We start from the raw sequence: 13380 nt of genomic DNA on the forward strand, positions 1-13380 counted from the left end.
ACGCTCCGTCTTTCCTCTGGCGTCAATGGTAGCGGCGGATCAGTCCGGCCAGTCGACCCTGAATATGCAGGCGTTCAGCCGGCACAATGCGCGTTTCATAGCGCGGGTTGGCGGGTTCCAGCGCAATGGTGTTGCCCTTGCGGCGCAGGCGTTTGAGCGTGACTTCGCTATTATCAATGAGTGCGACAACAATCTGTCCGTTCTCGGCATCTTCTGTGCGACGGATGATGACGTGATCGCCGTCCAGAATCCCGGCCTCAATCATGGAATCCCCGGTGACTTCCAGCGCGTAATAGTCGCCTGAGCTCACCATATCTTTCGGGATGTCCAGAAAGGTATCCGTTTCGGCCATGGCTTCAATCGGCAGACCAGCGGCAATGCGCCCATAAAGCGGGATTTTCAGCGCGGCGGGCTGCTGGCGGGAGAAATCACCACGCACGACATTCGTGGGCAGCGTTTCGGAGGTAGGCGCCATTTCCGGGAGATGGATGACTTCCAGTGCGCGGGCCCGATGGTGATGGCGGCGCAGAAATCCGCGTTCTTCCAGGCCGGAAATCAGGCGATGAATGCCGGATTTGGAGCGCAGGCCCATGGCCTCTTTCATCTCGTCGAAAGAAGGAGAGAAGCCCGTCTGCTTGAGGTGAGAATCAATAAAAAGCAGCAGTTTGTGCTGTTTGCGCGTCAGCATTGCGGCACCCCGGAGCAGATGAGTGTTTTTGTATTTATAGTGCTTTGTTCTATATAAGTTCTCTTTTTTAGTCAAGGGGTTATTCACCCCAGCCAAAAGCACTTCTGTATTTTTTGTGGTGTCTGTAAAGGTTCCTGCAGAAGGCCCGTTGGGGCCTGTGCTTTCAGTCTGGCTATTTAAGCGGGGCCGGTGATCATCGGTCCGAAATCTCTGATGCCGCCTTTGTATGCGGTTCTATAACATATTGAAAAGGTTCGGTGTTTAGGAAAATTATCACGGTTCCGGCAGCGTTTTGTGCCTGTTTCAGCCTGAGTGTGTCTCAGGCTGCGGCGCAGGCGACTGCTCCCGATGCGAATGCGTTCAGCTTTGCAGACCGCCTGACGCGGGACTGGGGCGGTGTGCGTCGCACTTTGGCGGAACATGGCGTGGATTTTCAGCTAACGGACCAGAATGAACTGTGGGCTGTTCCCGTGTCGGCGGCAGCCAGCCGTCCAATAACTACATTGGCGTGACCACCGGCCAGCTTTCTGTGGATCTTGGGCGCCTGACGCATCTGCCGCTCGGCACCATTGGCATCAGCGGGGTGGATATTCGTGGTCATCCCTTCAGCAACCAGCCGCTTTATGTATTCAATCAGGTTTCCGGGATTGAGGCGGACATTAATCTGCGTCTCTATGAGGTCTGGTATGGCCAGACTTTTGACCATGACCGGCTGGATATGCGGATTGGGAAGCTTGATCTCAGTCATGACTTCATGGGGAGTGACGGCGCGATGCAGTTCATGAACGCCTCATTCTCCTGGCCCATGGTGCCGGATAACAACCTGTACGATCAGGGGCCGGCGTCACCGCTGGGCACGCCTGCCGTGCGGGTCAAATACAAGCTTTCCAAAAGCTGGACGGTTCTGGCCGCAGTTGCGGATGATAACCCGATTGGCGCTGGTTTTCTGAACGATGCCGACCCGTGGAACCAGAATCAGGACCCCAGCGGCACCCGATTCCATTTTGGCACCGGGGCGCTGATGTTTCTGGAAGCGCAGTATCACACGCAGCTCTGGGGGAAGGACGGAACCTATAAGCTGGGCGGTTACGGAGATACCGGCCGCTTTCCGGATCAGGCTGACCCAACTGTTCGCCATAAAGGCAACTGGACATTTTACGCCGTGGCCGATCAGGTTCTGGCTAATCTTGCAGGCAAGCAGACGATTGCGGGCTTTGTGCGCGCCACCTGGGCACCGCCCGCCAACCGCAACCAGATTGTGAATGCGGTGGATGCGGGGCTTTTGCTGAACGCGCCATTCCAGCGCGAAAACGATGTTCTGGGGCTTGGTTTCGGCTATGGCGAGGCCAGCCCGGTTTTGCGGCGGTCAGAACGGCGTGCGGGCACGCTGGCGCAGCACGCCGAATGTCATCTGGAACTGACTTATCAGTTTCAGGCGACACCCTGGCTCCTCATCCAGCCTGATCTTCAGGGGATGCTCTCACCCAGCGGCGGCGTGCTGGATACCGCAGGCCGCAGGGTGAAAGACGAAGCCATTTTTGGCCTGCATTCCAGCATGTCGTTCTGAAGCTCTCAGGGCAGGCGAAGAATACGGCAGGGCGCGCCGGCTTTCTCGGCTGGTGCGAAGGGCGCGCGAATCAGGAGCGCCTGACTTTGGGCGAAAATATTCAGCTGAGCCGAATCCTGCGAACTAAATGGTGTTGCCAGTGGAAGTTGTCCATCAGCCTGCGGCGTGAGGCGGCACCGCACAAAATCCTGCCGCTGGTCATTCTCGCCAATATCCGCGCCCAGCACGGCGGCTTCCGTTTCCATCTTGTCCGGCACGGGCTGGCCGAGCAGCTTGCGCAGGGCAGGGGCCACAAACACCAGACTGCACACCAGCGCCGCGACCGGATTGCCCGGCAGGCCGATAACGGGGGTGTGGCCCAACTGGCCGAACATCAGCGGTCTGCCCGGGCGCATGGCGATTTTCCAGAAATCCAGCGCCAGACCGTGAGCCTCCAGCGTGCTGCGCACCACGTCATACGTGCCTATGCTGGCCCCGCCGATGGTCACCAGCAGATCCAGCGTATGCGCCTGCCCGATGGCGGCAGAGAGAGACTCGGCATTATCCCGTGCAACAGGGAGCAGGATCGCGTCCGCCCCCAGAGATTTGAGCAGGGCGGTAATCATGAACGCGCCGGAATTAACGATGGAGTCTGGAGAAGCCGGGTCTCCGGGCAGCACAATTTCATCACCCGTGGCCAGAACGCCAATGCGCGGACGGCGCGAGACGGGGAGCCAGATATGCCCGCCAGCCGCTGCCAGCCCGATATCGCGCGGCCCGATTTTTTTGCCTGCCGGAACCAGAATGTCGCCTTTGCGGAAATCCTGTCCCTCTTTGCGGATGAACTGGCCCACGCGCCCGGCGCTGAGCAGCGTTGCATGGTCGCCCTCACGCCGCACATTTTCCTGAATCATGACCATATCGGCGCCTGCGGGGATCTGGCTGCCGGTAAACAGCCGCAGGCAGGTGCCTTTCTCCACGGTCAGACTGGATGGGTGTCCTGCGGGGGCTTCGCCCACAATGCGCAGTGTGGCGCCATCCTGCGCGTCCTCAGCCTTGAGAGCATAGCCATCCATTGAGGAGATGGAGACAGGCGGATTGGAGAGGCGCGCTGTGAGCGGGGATGCCAGCACCCGGCCACATCCATCGGCCAGAGAGACGGTTTCCGAGCCCCCGGCTGAGAATTTTTCAAGGATTCGGGCGCGCGCAACAGCCACATCCAGCATGTTTTTTTACTCCTTTCGGCTATTCCCACGCCTGAATGATGCAAGAATGCTTGACGTTTGGCTCTTGTATGCGCATTTTGCCGGCACTTGAACACCACCCGACCACGTTTCTGGCGTGGTGCCGGGTTTAACGATGCTCTGCTGAGGAAGCTATGGCCAAGACCAATGTTATCAAAATCCGTCTCGTTTCCACGGCGGACACCGGTTACTTCTACGTCACCAAGAAGAACGCCCGTGCCCACACCGGCAAGATGGAACTGAAGAAGTACGATCCCGTTGCACGCAAGCACGTCGTGTTCCGCGAAGCGAAAATCAAATAATCTCGCCCTTCTGGGGGAAGAGATTATAAAAAAGCGGCTCCATCCGGGGCCGCTTTTTTTTATGGCTGTTGTGCCGCGTGCATAAAGAAAAACCCCGCCAGACGGATCTGCGGGGTTCGAGCGTAACGGGTCATACTGCCGGGGCTATCGCGCGTTGCGGTTTGCCCGATAGCCGGTCGTTAGCGTTTACGGCGTTTAGTAAAGCGGATCATGCCGGTCATACGGCACGACAATATCGTTCTTGTCAGCCAGATTGAGCATCGCGCGGGCGCGTTCATCCAGCGTGTCATTATCCAGAGACTGTTCCCGCAGGCCGTTCACGCGCCGCCGCCAGGCTGTCTGCTCTGCAGAAGCATCCTGCTGCGCCTGTTTGGCCTGATCAAGCAGAACAAGCTGGGTCTGATAGGCCTTCATGCCGTGGTCACCCTGCGTGGCGTTCCAGCCAAAATAGACCGCAATGCCCAGAAAAACGGTGGGCGGAACAATGGCGCGCACTGCACGTCTGATAAAGCGGCCGATTTGCACGATTTTAACGTCCCTCTGTCCCGGAAAATGACATTTTGATCAGATCTTTATGTCTAAACCATGAATATCTGCACAGGAAGAGACCTCGGTGGGGAAGGGCATAAAAAAAGCCGTGCTCCGAAAAACACGGCTCTAATAGGCCAAGGGGCAGGCCTGTTGCTCAGGACTTCAGAATGGAGCGGCCTGCATACTGTGCTGCTGTAGCCAGTTCCTGCTCAATGCGAATGAGCTGGTTGTATTTTGCAGTTCTGTCGGACCGGGACAGTGATCCGGTCTTGATCTGCCCGCAGTTTGTGGCAACAGCCAGATCCGCAATGGTGGAATCTTCTGTCTCACCGGAGCGATGGCTCATGACCGCCGTGTAGCCTGCCTTGTGCGCGACTTCGATCGCTTCCAGCGTTTCCGTCAGAGTGCCGATCTGGTTGACCTTCACCAGAATGGAATTGCCCACACCGGCTTTAATGCCCCGACGCAGGCGCTCGGGATTGGTGACGAACAGATCATCGCCAACCAGCTGAATTTTCTTACCGAGCGTTTCCGTCAGCAGAGCCCAGCCTTCCCAGTCATCTTCCGCCAGACCATCTTCAATGGAGGCAATGGGGTAACGGTTCGTCAGGTCTGCCAGCCAGCTGACCATCTCGCCCGAATCAAACGTCTTGCCTTCACCCTTCATGATGTATTTGCCATCACGGAAGAACTCGGTGGAGGCGCAATCCAGCGCAAAGGTCACGTCTTCGCCGGGACGGTAGCCTGCGGATTCCACGGCGCGGGTAATAAAGCCCAGCGCTTCATCAGCCGATTTCAGAGCCGGAGCAAAGCCACCTTCATCGCCGACGTTGGTATTGTGGCCAGCAGCCTGAAGGTCTTTCTTGAGGTGAGCGAAAATTTCCGCACCCCAGCGAATGGCATCGGATTCTGTCGGCGCACCCACCGGCTGGATCATGAATTCCTGAATATCAATCGGGTTGTCGGCATGTTCGCCGCCATTGACGATATTCATCATCGGCACGGGCAGAGTGTGGGCAAACACACCCCCAATGTAGCGATACAGCGGCACATGCAGCTCGGCAGCCGTGGCTTTGGCGATGGCCAGAGACACGCCTAGAATCGCGTTAGCCCCCATGCGGCTCTTGTTGGGGGTGCCGTCCAGATCAATCATCGCATTGTCGATATCAATCTGGTCGGACGATTCGGCACCCTGAAGTGTCGGCAGGATTTCATTTTCGATATTTTCGATGGTCTGCAGAACGCCCTTGCCACCAAAGCGCTTGGGGTCCTTGTCGCGCAGTTCAACGGCTTCATGAGCCCCTGTGGAAGCACCAGACGGCACGGCAGCCCGCCCTTTAGCGCCTGAGGCCAGTTCAACATCCACTTCAACTGTCGGGTTTCCGCGGCTGTCCAGAATTTCACGCGCGATGATATCGACAATGGCACTCATAATTTTTCATTCCCGTTTCAGGCTCAGGCGATTTGGGCTGGCCGAGATGCGTTGTTTTTCTTTTTGCTTCAACGAAACACGGCTGCGCGCGTTTCCTTGCAGTTGCTAGTGGCAGCCTGTTGGGCTTTTCTGTCAACCAGTTCAAGGCCTGAAAGCGTGCAGAGGAGGCACACCAAAAGCTCATGAAGAGACTTCCATTTGTCGCTGTGGTGCTGGCAATCGCGGGGCTTCTGCCCCTGATTCTCTGTGCGTGTGGGATTGTGTTTTTTGCCTCCGGTGTGCCCACCCCCAATCTGATGATGGCGTTTGTGTCTTACTGCGCGGTGTCTCTCGCCTTTTTCGGGGCGGTGCACTGGGGGCTGGCGCTTGAGCCTGCACCCGCGATTGTGACCAGCGGGGCAGACCGGACGGATATCATCCGGCTTGTGCTGGGGGTGGTGCCCGCTTTTGTCGGCTGGGTAGCGGCCTATACGGCGTTTGCGTGGATGCCCGTGGCAGGTGTTGCGATTCTGGCCGTCGCGGTTCCGGTCCTCGCCTTGCTGGAGCGGCAGGGGTGGCGCACGGGCGCTTTACCGAGCGGCTATATGGGCCTGCGGTGGATTGTGACCGCTGTTACAGAATGCTGCCTGCTGGTGGTGCTTATCGCGCGCCTCTTCTAGCGCTTCGGGCTACTCTGTTGTTATAACATGGAAATCCGGCGGGAGTGGCCGGGTGGACGTGGAAGGATTTGAAGACCATGCACAGCACTCCGCGCATTCTGGTCAAAGGAGCCGGTGTTGCCGGTATGACAGCCTCTGTCACGCTGGCTGAGCGTGGTGGGCAGGTTACGCTTTATGATGCCGGAGGGCGTGTTGGTGCCGGGGCGTCATGGATGGCCGGTGGCATGCTGGCCCCGTGGTGTGAGGCGGAATCGGCTCCCGCAGAGGTGACGGCGCAGTCTGTTGATTCGGTGGAGTGGTGGGCAGCTCATGTGCCTGACGTGGTGCGGGCTGGCAGTCTGGTTCTGGCCCCACCGCGGGATGTGGGGGAGATCGCCCGGTTCGGGCGGCGTACTTCACATTTTCACACACTCGGTACGGAAGACATTGCTCTGCTGGAGCCAGATCTGGCGGGCCGTTTCCATAAAGCCCTCTTTTTTGCCGATGAAGGGCATGTGGACCCTCGCAAGGCTCTGGTCGCTCTGCGGAAAAGTCTGGAAGCCAAAGGCGGCACAGTGCTGCTGGAAGGCATGCAGAAGCTGGACGAGGCTGAATTTGACTGGGTGGTGGACTGCACTGGTCTGAATGCCCGTACCAAACTCACGACGCTCCGTGGCGTACGGGGGGAGATGATCTTGCTCCGCTGCCCGGATGTTGCACTGCATCGCCCGGTGCGGATGCTGCACCCTCGTATTCCCATTTACATCGTGCCGCGGGCTGACCATGTCTTCATGGTCGGGGCCACCATGATTGAAAGCGAAAACGCTGGCGGGATGACGGTGCGTTCCATGACCGAGTTGCTGAATGCCGTGTGGACGCTGCATCCAGGTTTTGCCGAAGCGGAAATTCTGGAAATGGGCACCGGGCTCCGACCGTCCTACCCGGACAACATGCCCACCGTCGTGCAGGATGGGCAGCATATTTATGTGAATGGCATGTATCGCCACGGTTTCCTGCTTTCTCCCGCGCGGGCGCAGGAAGCGGCGAACATGATTTTTGGAGCGCCGGACAAGACCGCCTGAACGCGATTGCCCCGAAGGGAAATCGTGCTTAAGTCCGACAGCAGAGGTTTAAGGGGAGAACGCCCACATGCAGATCGTGGTCAATGACGAGGTTCATGAGGTGTCAGCCAGGACGCTGGCAGCCCTGATTGATGAGCTCGGCTACGGCGGTGCGCGGATTGCTACAGCCATGGATGGCAGCTTTGTGCCGGTGCCTTACCGTGCCCGGACCGTCTTGCGGGATGGTGCGCGGATTGAAATTGTTGCTCCCATGCAGGGAGGCTGAGACCTCATGACAAAATCTTTTTACGGCACAGTTCTGTCTTCGCCGCTCATGCTGGGTACAGCCCAGTATCCATCCCCTGATATTCTGCGTGATGCGGTCAAGGCGGCTCAGCCGGGTGTTGTGACGGTTTCTCTGCGGCGTGAATCTGCCGGAGAACGGGCCGGGCAGGCGTTTTGGGATCTTATTCAGGAACTCGGTGTGCCCGTTCTGCCGAACACGGCCGGGTGCCACACCGTTAAGGAAGCCGTCACCACCGCGCATATGGCGCGCGAAGTGTTCGGCACGGACTGGGTCAAGCTGGAAGTGATCGGGGAACTGGATACGCTCCAGCCGGACGTGTTCGGGCTGGTCGAAGCCGCGCGCATTCTGACGGACGATGGCTTCAAGGTTTTCCCATACACTACAGAAGATCTGGTGGTCGCCGAGCGCCTGCTGGCTGTGGGATGTGAAGTGCTGATGCCCTGGGGCGCGCCTATTGGCTCTGGCAAAGGGTTGAACAATGTCTTCGGTCTGCGCGCCTTGCGGGCACATTTTCCGGATGTGCCGCTGGTGGTGGATGCGGGCATTGGTGTGCCCTCTCATGCCGCACAGGCGCTTGAGCTGGGGTATGATGCGGTGCTGATTAACACCGCGGTAGCCAAAGCCGGAGAGCCTGCTGTGATGGCTGAAGCGTTCCGGTTTGCCGTGCAGGCCGGCCTGCTGGCCCGTCAGGCTGACCCTATGGAAGAGCGCGATATGGCTGTTCCTTCAACCCCCGTCGTCGGAAAGGCCATGCTGGCATGACATCCCTCCCGCAGAAAATTTATCCTGTTGTTGATACCGCGCGCTGGGTGGACCGGCTTGGGAGTGCGGGCGCGCGCTTTATCCAGTTGCGCATCAAGGACCTCCCGGAAGACGAACTGCTGGCGGAAATTCGGGCTGCCCACGCGTTTGCAAAGAAGCATGGCGTCTGTCTGGTGCTGAATGATTACTGGCAGATCGCTGTGGCGGAGGGGATTGATTACCTTCATCTCGGGCAGGAAGATCTGGATACGGCGGACCTTGAGGCTATTCGTAAGGCCGGTATCCGGCTTGGGATCAGTACGCATAGCCATGAAGAATTGACGAGAGCGCTGGCCTGCAAGCCGGACTATGTCGCTCTTGGCCCCATCTGGCCGACCCGCCTGAAGAAAATGCCGTTCGGCCCGCAGGGCACAGAGCGCCTGACAGAGAGGAAAAGCCTGATTGGCGATCTGCCTCTGGTCGCCATTGGCGGGATTACGCTGGAACGCCTGCGGCCGTGTCTGGATGCCGGCGCGGACAGTGTAGCCGCTGTGTCCGACTTCACGCAGCATGCCGACCCGGAAGGGCAGGTGAAGGCATGGCTGGCGGAGGCCGGGGAGGCTGTGCCTTAAGAAAACGCTAAGTTTTCAGCATATATCTTCTAAGTAAATATCTGTTATAACATTGAGATTTCCTTATTCGTTCCTATCTTTGGAAGAAGTAGACGAATTAAGGAAATCATCATGTCTCACGATAAAGCACCGCATACTTCCAGCTCTCTGCATGATCTGGCTCGTAAAGCGACACATTCTCCCAAACTCCTTACAAAAGCAGAAATCATTCAGCTCGCAGACCATGTGCTGAAGGGTGGAGAACACGCTTCCGAGTTTGAAAAGGAAGTCGCCAAGAAGGCCCGCCATAATCCGGAAGGGCTGGAAGAGAATGAAATTATTGCTCTGGGGAAGAAGACACTCTCTGCCTGAGAGCCGTCTGATCTGATGAGCACCGCCTGCCAGCAGGCGCACTATTTTTACAAGGGGATTACCGCACATGACGGTTAAAAAGCAGCTTAGCGACGCCATTAAACAGAAAAAAGCAGTGAGCTTTTCTTTTCAGGGCAAACCCGCATTTGGCTCGCCTCACGCTCTGGGTAAAGGAGATGGAGAAGAACGCGTTCTGATCTATCGCGGGGAAGATTCCCACGAGAAAGAGGTCAAGCCCACAGGCAAGTGGGCCTGCCTGCGGCTTGCGGACCTGAGCAACGTGATGCTGACGGATGAGCCTTTCCATGAGGGCCATCCGGGTGAGCATGACAAAGCCTGCCTGCACGATGTTGAGCTTTCAGTGAAATAAAGCTTCGCGCGTTTTGCACCGGTGGGTGCCGGAGCAAAGTCGTGTTCACTGGAGGGAGCCGAGAGTTTTATCCTCACTGTTCCCTTCAAGAACATGCGTGAGTTCGTCGACCAGCGCGATGCGTCCTTCCCTGAGTTGAAAGAACGCAATCACCCTTATTGTGCTGATATGGCCAGAAGGGCGTATCGCACGGGCGACATGCACCGTCACCGCCATATCCTCCTCACAGACGATCCGTTCAATCGTAATCTCAAGTGACTGAAGGGCCGCCCGTAAGGCCTGGGCGTGTGTGAGAAAATCCTCCAGCGTCAGTGTGCGACCATCCACAATCTGCTGGTAGTCAGGTGTCAGGAAAGCTTTCAGCTGATCCACACTGGTGCTAAAATCCGTAAAGGTGGCAAACATCTGGCGGATGATCTGTTCGGAAGCGGGGGCGGCCATTTGGGTCTCCTGCTGGTGTGAGGGAGATCCTGTCTTGCCATATGCAGGTTGTGGCCTGTTAATGGGATTACGCCAATCAATACGGGTTAGCCGCCATTTCCGATGCATTTCTCCCTTTAGATGTCCTGAGCAGGGATCAGCCTCTTCTTATCGCGCAGTCTGCGCAGGGGCGGCGTGCGCGGGAGACGGCGGCGCACCAGCATGCACGGGGTCAGCTGATTGGCACGATGACCGGCCTTTCAATGCTCAGCACGTCAGCAGGACGCTGGGCCGTGCCGCCGGCCAGTGCTGTGTGGGTGCCCCCATATCTGGCCCATGAGTTTCGGTCCTATGGGCCATTTCATGGGTGGAGCGTCTATATTGCGCAGCCCGCATGCCGGGTCTTACCGGATAGACCGCAACTCCTCTCAACTTCCTCATTACTGCGGGAAGCTGTTCTGCGGGCTGCTCTCTGGCCGGTGGTAGAGCATTTGACAGCGCAGCAGGCGCATATTGCGCAGGTCATCCTTGATGAGATTGCCAACAGCCCACGTGAAGAATTTTGTCTGCCTATGCCGTCTGATCCCCGCTTGCTGGCCGTGGCAGAAGCTATTTTGAAAAATCCTTCAGCCCGCGAGAGCATGAGCGCCTATGCGGAGCAGGTGTCTCTTTCAGAACGGACGTTCAGCCGGTGGTATAAAGCGCAAACCGGATTTTCCTTCCGGGGCTGGCAAGCACGCGCTCGTGTGCTGCAGGCCATTGAATGGCTCACGGAGGGGCAACCCGTGACGACCGTTGCGTTTGACCTTGGCTATGAGACGGTGAGCAGCTTCATAGAGGTCTTCAAAACGCATGTGGGTATGACGCCCGGTCGTTTTGCTGCCGTTGTTGGAGGCGGTCAGCCGTAATCCCAGCCGTTTAGCCCCCGGCAAAAATGCGGGCTGCGTCAGTTTTGTTAAACAAAAGCAGCAGAATTTTCGCTGCCAGCGGAAGGGGCGGTGCGGCGGTCAGCGGTGCGGTGTCGGGCAGGAGTTTTTCCGCCTCCGCATGGGCGGTTTCCAGCAGCATATCCACCAGAATTTCCGGGGCCATCCGGTATTCCGGCAGGCCAGACTGGCGGCGGCCCGTCATGTCGCCTCCCCCACGCAGGCGGAAATCTTCATCTGCAATCAGGAAGCCATCTTCCGTCTCGCGCAGGCAGGTCAGCCGGCGGCGGGCAGTCAGGCCCAACCCTTCATCATGCAGCATCAGGCAATAGGACGCCGCCGAGCCTCGGCCCACACGTCCGCGGAGCTGATGGAGCTGGGCCAGTCCGAAGCGCTCGGCATGTTCTATCACCATGATGGTCGCTGTTGGGACGTCCACGCCCACCTCAATTACGGTGGTGGCAACCAGTATGCGGGTTTTGCCCTGAGCGAATTCCTGAAGGGCTTCCTCACGCACATTGGCGTCTTGCCGCCCATGCGCCAGTCCGACCACCTCGCCAAACCGTTCCAGCAGCGCCGCCTGCCGGGCTTCCGCTGCGGCAATATCCAGCGCCTCACTTTCCGAGACGAGCGGGCAAACCCAGAAGATCTGTGCGCCTTTAGTCAGAGCGCGGGCCAAGCCCTCAATAACTTCATCCATCACGCTGATAGTGTGCAGAGAGGTCCGCACGGGCTTGCGGCCAGCAGGTTTCCCGTCCAGACGGCTGATCTGCATATCCCCAAAGCGGGTAATCAGCAGGGTGCGGGGAATGGGGGTCGCCGTCATGACCAGCATGTCCGTGGCTGGACCTTTTTCCACCAGCGTCAGGCGCTGCTCCACCCCAAACCGATGCTGTTCATCAATCACCGCCAGCCCGAGGTCTGCAAACTTCACGGTCTTCTGCACTAATGCGTGCGTGCCGATCACCAGCCGTGCTGTACCGTCTTCTATCTCCTGCAAAGCTTTCTTGCGGGCTTTGCCTTTGACGGAACTGGAGAGGAACGCAACGGGCACGGGAGAAAGGCGTGCAAAGGTGGCGGCATGCTGGCGGGCAAGAATTTCTGTGGGGGCCATCAGTGCCCCTTGGGTGCCAGCTTCTACGGCACGCAGCATGGCGAGTAAGGCGACCAGTGTTTTCCCTGCGCCCACATCGCCCTGCAGCAAGCGACTCATGCGGTAGGGGGCGGCCATGTCGGCTTCAATTTCAGCCAGAGCCTTTTTCTGGCCGGGGGTTGGTGCATGGCCAAAGGCTGCCAGTGCCTGCCGTTGCAAGTGCCCGTCACCCCGCAGACTACGGCCCGGGCGGCTACGGGAGGCGTGCAGGGCAATGCGGGTGGCAAGCTGGTCAGCCAGTAATTCGTCACAGGCCAGCCGGGCCTGAGCGCGCGTCTGCTGGGCTCGCCATGCGTCTCCGGTCTCACTGCCGGGAATGCGGTCGGGGAAATGCATCCATGTCAGCGCGGTGATGAAATCTGGCCAGCCTTTCTTTTCGATGAGGACGGCCTCATGCCATTCCGGCAGCGTGGCGGGCAGGCGGGTGAGGGCTGCTGTCATGGCCGAACGGACATTGCCGGCAAACAGCCCTGCCGTGAGCGGCCAGACCGGGTCCAGACCGGGGATGCGGTCTGCCGAGCGTGCGGGGAGCAGATAGTCTGGCGATGTCATGCACAGGCGTTCACCAAACCGTTCGACCTTGCCAGAGGCTGCAATGGATTCGCCCAACACGACCTTTTCGGCCTGCCATTTGGAGAAAAAAGCGAGTTCGAGCTGGCCGGTGCCATCTGCCAGTGTCACCCGCCACGGCTGACGGGTGCGTGGTGCAGGGGCGCGGATATCCTGCACGGTGCCAGAAATGGTTGCGATTGTGTCTGGCCTGAGTTGCGCCAGAGTGGGGCGCAGGCGGCGGTCCACCACGCTTTCCGGCAGGCAGAACAGGAGGTCCAGAACCCGTGAGCCACCCGCAATACGGCTTAGCAGCTTTGCCCGTGCCGTGCTGACACCCGGCAGTGTCTCCAGCGGCGCCAGTATGGCGGACAGGCTGGCGCGGTCAAACGGACCGGGTGCCGAAGCGGATGTGATAGGTGGGGGGCTGGACACTGGCGCGACAGAGGCCTCTGTTTGGCAGGCTGACAGAAGAGAACGCCAAGGCTA

General features: G+C 58.6%; 17 protein-coding genes. 11 read left to right on the forward strand and 6 right to left on the reverse strand.

Going from position 1 to position 13380, the window contains the following annotated elements:
• Positions 1-22: 22 nt before the first annotated feature.
• Complete coding sequence (gene lexA / locus AD928_RS13540; protein ID WP_062251066.1) at positions 23-688, reverse strand: transcriptional repressor LexA; 666 nt, start codon at positions 686-688, stop codon at positions 23-25.
• 257 nt (positions 689-945) lie between these two features.
• On the opposite strand from lexA, the gene AD928_RS15250 reads away from it, so the two are divergent.
• Together AD928_RS15250 and AD928_RS13545 are read left to right on the forward strand one after the other, a co-directional pair.
• Positions 946-1200: a hypothetical protein gene (locus tag AD928_RS15250; protein ID WP_233420077.1), complete on the forward strand. Its 255-nt coding sequence runs from the start codon at positions 946-948 to the stop codon at positions 1198-1200.
• A complete protein-coding gene (locus AD928_RS13545; RefSeq protein WP_233420078.1) occupies positions 1146-2255 on the forward strand; it encodes a carbohydrate porin in 1110 nt (369 codons plus the stop codon). The genes AD928_RS15250 and AD928_RS13545 overlap by 55 nt, the downstream gene beginning before the upstream one ends.
• Before the next feature lie 5 nt (positions 2256-2260).
• On the opposite strand, the gene AD928_RS13550 is transcribed toward AD928_RS13545, so the two are convergent.
• On the reverse strand, positions 2261-3460 hold the full coding sequence (locus AD928_RS13550; protein WP_062251067.1) for a molybdopterin molybdotransferase MoeA: 1200 nt from the start codon (positions 3458-3460) through the stop codon (positions 2261-2263).
• Between the two features lie 152 nt (positions 3461-3612).
• Between AD928_RS13550 and rpmG the strand changes: the two genes are divergently transcribed.
• On the forward strand, positions 3613-3780 hold the full coding sequence (gene rpmG, locus AD928_RS13555) for a 50S ribosomal protein L33 (protein ID WP_003623017.1): 168 nt from the start codon (positions 3613-3615) through the stop codon (positions 3778-3780).
• A 195-nt stretch (positions 3781-3975) separates the two neighbouring features.
• Here the strand turns inward: rpmG and AD928_RS13560 are convergent, their stop codons facing one another.
• Together AD928_RS13560 and eno are read right to left on the reverse strand one after the other, a co-directional pair.
• A complete protein-coding gene (locus tag AD928_RS13560) occupies positions 3976-4305 on the reverse strand; it encodes an FtsB family cell division protein (protein ID WP_062251068.1) in 330 nt (109 codons plus the stop codon).
• Positions 4306-4465: 160 nt separating this feature from the next.
• Positions 4466-5743 (reverse strand): phosphopyruvate hydratase, encoded by a 1278-nt coding sequence (gene eno / locus AD928_RS13565; RefSeq protein WP_062251069.1) that lies wholly within the window; start codon positions 5741-5743, stop codon positions 4466-4468.
• A gap of 182 nt (positions 5744-5925) precedes the next feature.
• Here eno and AD928_RS13570 point away from each other — a divergent pair, with 182 nt between their 5' ends.
• From AD928_RS13570 to AD928_RS13600, 7 genes are all read left to right on the forward strand, one after another.
• On the forward strand, positions 5926-6402 hold the full coding sequence (locus AD928_RS13570) for a DUF3429 domain-containing protein (protein WP_062140091.1): 477 nt from the start codon (positions 5926-5928) through the stop codon (positions 6400-6402).
• A gap of 77 nt (positions 6403-6479) precedes the next feature.
• On the forward strand, positions 6480-7463 hold the full coding sequence (locus AD928_RS13575) for an FAD-dependent oxidoreductase (RefSeq protein WP_062251070.1): 984 nt from the start codon (positions 6480-6482) through the stop codon (positions 7461-7463).
• Positions 7464-7530: 67 nt separating this feature from the next.
• On the forward strand, positions 7531-7728 hold the full coding sequence (thiS, locus tag AD928_RS13580; protein WP_062140095.1) for a sulfur carrier protein ThiS: 198 nt from the start codon (positions 7531-7533) through the stop codon (positions 7726-7728).
• A gap of 6 nt (positions 7729-7734) precedes the next feature.
• Complete coding sequence (locus tag AD928_RS13585; protein ID WP_062251071.1) at positions 7735-8511, forward strand: thiazole synthase; 777 nt, start codon at positions 7735-7737, stop codon at positions 8509-8511.
• Positions 8508-9122, forward strand: a complete 615-nt coding sequence (locus AD928_RS13590) for a thiamine phosphate synthase (protein WP_062251072.1) — start codon at positions 8508-8510, stop codon at positions 9120-9122. Before AD928_RS13585 ends, AD928_RS13590 begins: the two co-directional genes overlap by 4 nt.
• Positions 9123-9233: 111 nt before the next feature.
• Positions 9234-9473: a hypothetical protein gene (locus AD928_RS13595; RefSeq protein WP_043552486.1), complete on the forward strand. Its 240-nt coding sequence runs from the start codon at positions 9234-9236 to the stop codon at positions 9471-9473.
• Positions 9474-9540: 67 nt separating this feature from the next.
• On the forward strand, positions 9541-9843 hold the full coding sequence (locus tag AD928_RS13600; protein ID WP_062140106.1) for a hypothetical protein: 303 nt from the start codon (positions 9541-9543) through the stop codon (positions 9841-9843).
• 45 nt (positions 9844-9888) lie between these two features.
• On the opposite strand, the gene AD928_RS13605 is transcribed toward AD928_RS13600, so the two are convergent.
• Complete coding sequence (locus AD928_RS13605) at positions 9889-10284, reverse strand: nuclear transport factor 2 family protein (RefSeq protein WP_062251073.1); 396 nt, start codon at positions 10282-10284, stop codon at positions 9889-9891.
• Between the two features lie 227 nt (positions 10285-10511).
• On the opposite strand from AD928_RS13605, the gene AD928_RS13610 reads away from it, so the two are divergent.
• Entirely contained in the window at positions 10512-11171 is a 660-nt protein-coding gene (locus AD928_RS13610; protein ID WP_082779907.1) for a helix-turn-helix domain-containing protein, read from the forward strand.
• A 10-nt stretch (positions 11172-11181) separates the two neighbouring features.
• Here the strand turns inward: AD928_RS13610 and recG are convergent, their stop codons facing one another.
• Positions 11182-13326, reverse strand: a complete 2145-nt coding sequence (gene recG / locus AD928_RS13615; RefSeq protein ID WP_082779908.1) for an ATP-dependent DNA helicase RecG — start codon at positions 13324-13326, stop codon at positions 11182-11184.
• Positions 13327-13380: the final 54 nt, after the last annotated feature.

Origin of the sequence: Acetobacter cerevisiae, from assembly GCF_001580535.1 — a bacterium.
GTDB classification, from domain to species: domain Bacteria; phylum Pseudomonadota; class Alphaproteobacteria; order Acetobacterales; family Acetobacteraceae; genus Acetobacter; species Acetobacter cerevisiae.

Bases quoted from the DNA above. Each gene is read 5' to 3' on its own strand.
- lexA (WP_062251066.1), bottom strand. From the start codon at position 688: ATGCTGACGCGCAAACAGCACAAACTGCTGCTTTTTATTGATTCTCAC.
- AD928_RS13550 (WP_062251067.1), bottom strand. From the start codon at position 3,460: ATGCTGGATGTGGCTGTTGCGCGCGCCCGAATCCTTGAAAAATTCTCA.
- rpmG (WP_003623017.1), top strand. From the start codon at position 3,613: ATGGCCAAGACCAATGTTATCAAAATCCGTCTCGTTTCCACGGCGGAC.
- eno (WP_062251069.1), bottom strand. From the start codon at position 5,743: ATGAGTGCCATTGTCGATATCATCGCGCGTGAAATTCTGGACAGCCGC.
- AD928_RS13570 (WP_062140091.1), top strand. From the start codon at position 5,926: ATGAAGAGACTTCCATTTGTCGCTGTGGTGCTGGCAATCGCGGGGCTT.
- AD928_RS13575 (WP_062251070.1), top strand. From the start codon at position 6,480: ATGCACAGCACTCCGCGCATTCTGGTCAAAGGAGCCGGTGTTGCCGGT.
- thiS (WP_062140095.1), top strand. From the start codon at position 7,531: ATGCAGATCGTGGTCAATGACGAGGTTCATGAGGTGTCAGCCAGGACG.
- AD928_RS13585 (WP_062251071.1), top strand. From the start codon at position 7,735: ATGACAAAATCTTTTTACGGCACAGTTCTGTCTTCGCCGCTCATGCTG.
- AD928_RS13590 (WP_062251072.1), top strand. From the start codon at position 8,508: ATGACATCCCTCCCGCAGAAAATTTATCCTGTTGTTGATACCGCGCGC.
- AD928_RS13595 (WP_043552486.1), top strand. From the start codon at position 9,234: ATGTCTCACGATAAAGCACCGCATACTTCCAGCTCTCTGCATGATCTG.
- AD928_RS13600 (WP_062140106.1), top strand. From the start codon at position 9,541: ATGACGGTTAAAAAGCAGCTTAGCGACGCCATTAAACAGAAAAAAGCA.
- AD928_RS13605 (WP_062251073.1), bottom strand. From the start codon at position 10,284: ATGGCCGCCCCCGCTTCCGAACAGATCATCCGCCAGATGTTTGCCACC.
- AD928_RS13610 (WP_082779907.1), top strand. From the start codon at position 10,512: ATGACCGGCCTTTCAATGCTCAGCACGTCAGCAGGACGCTGGGCCGTG.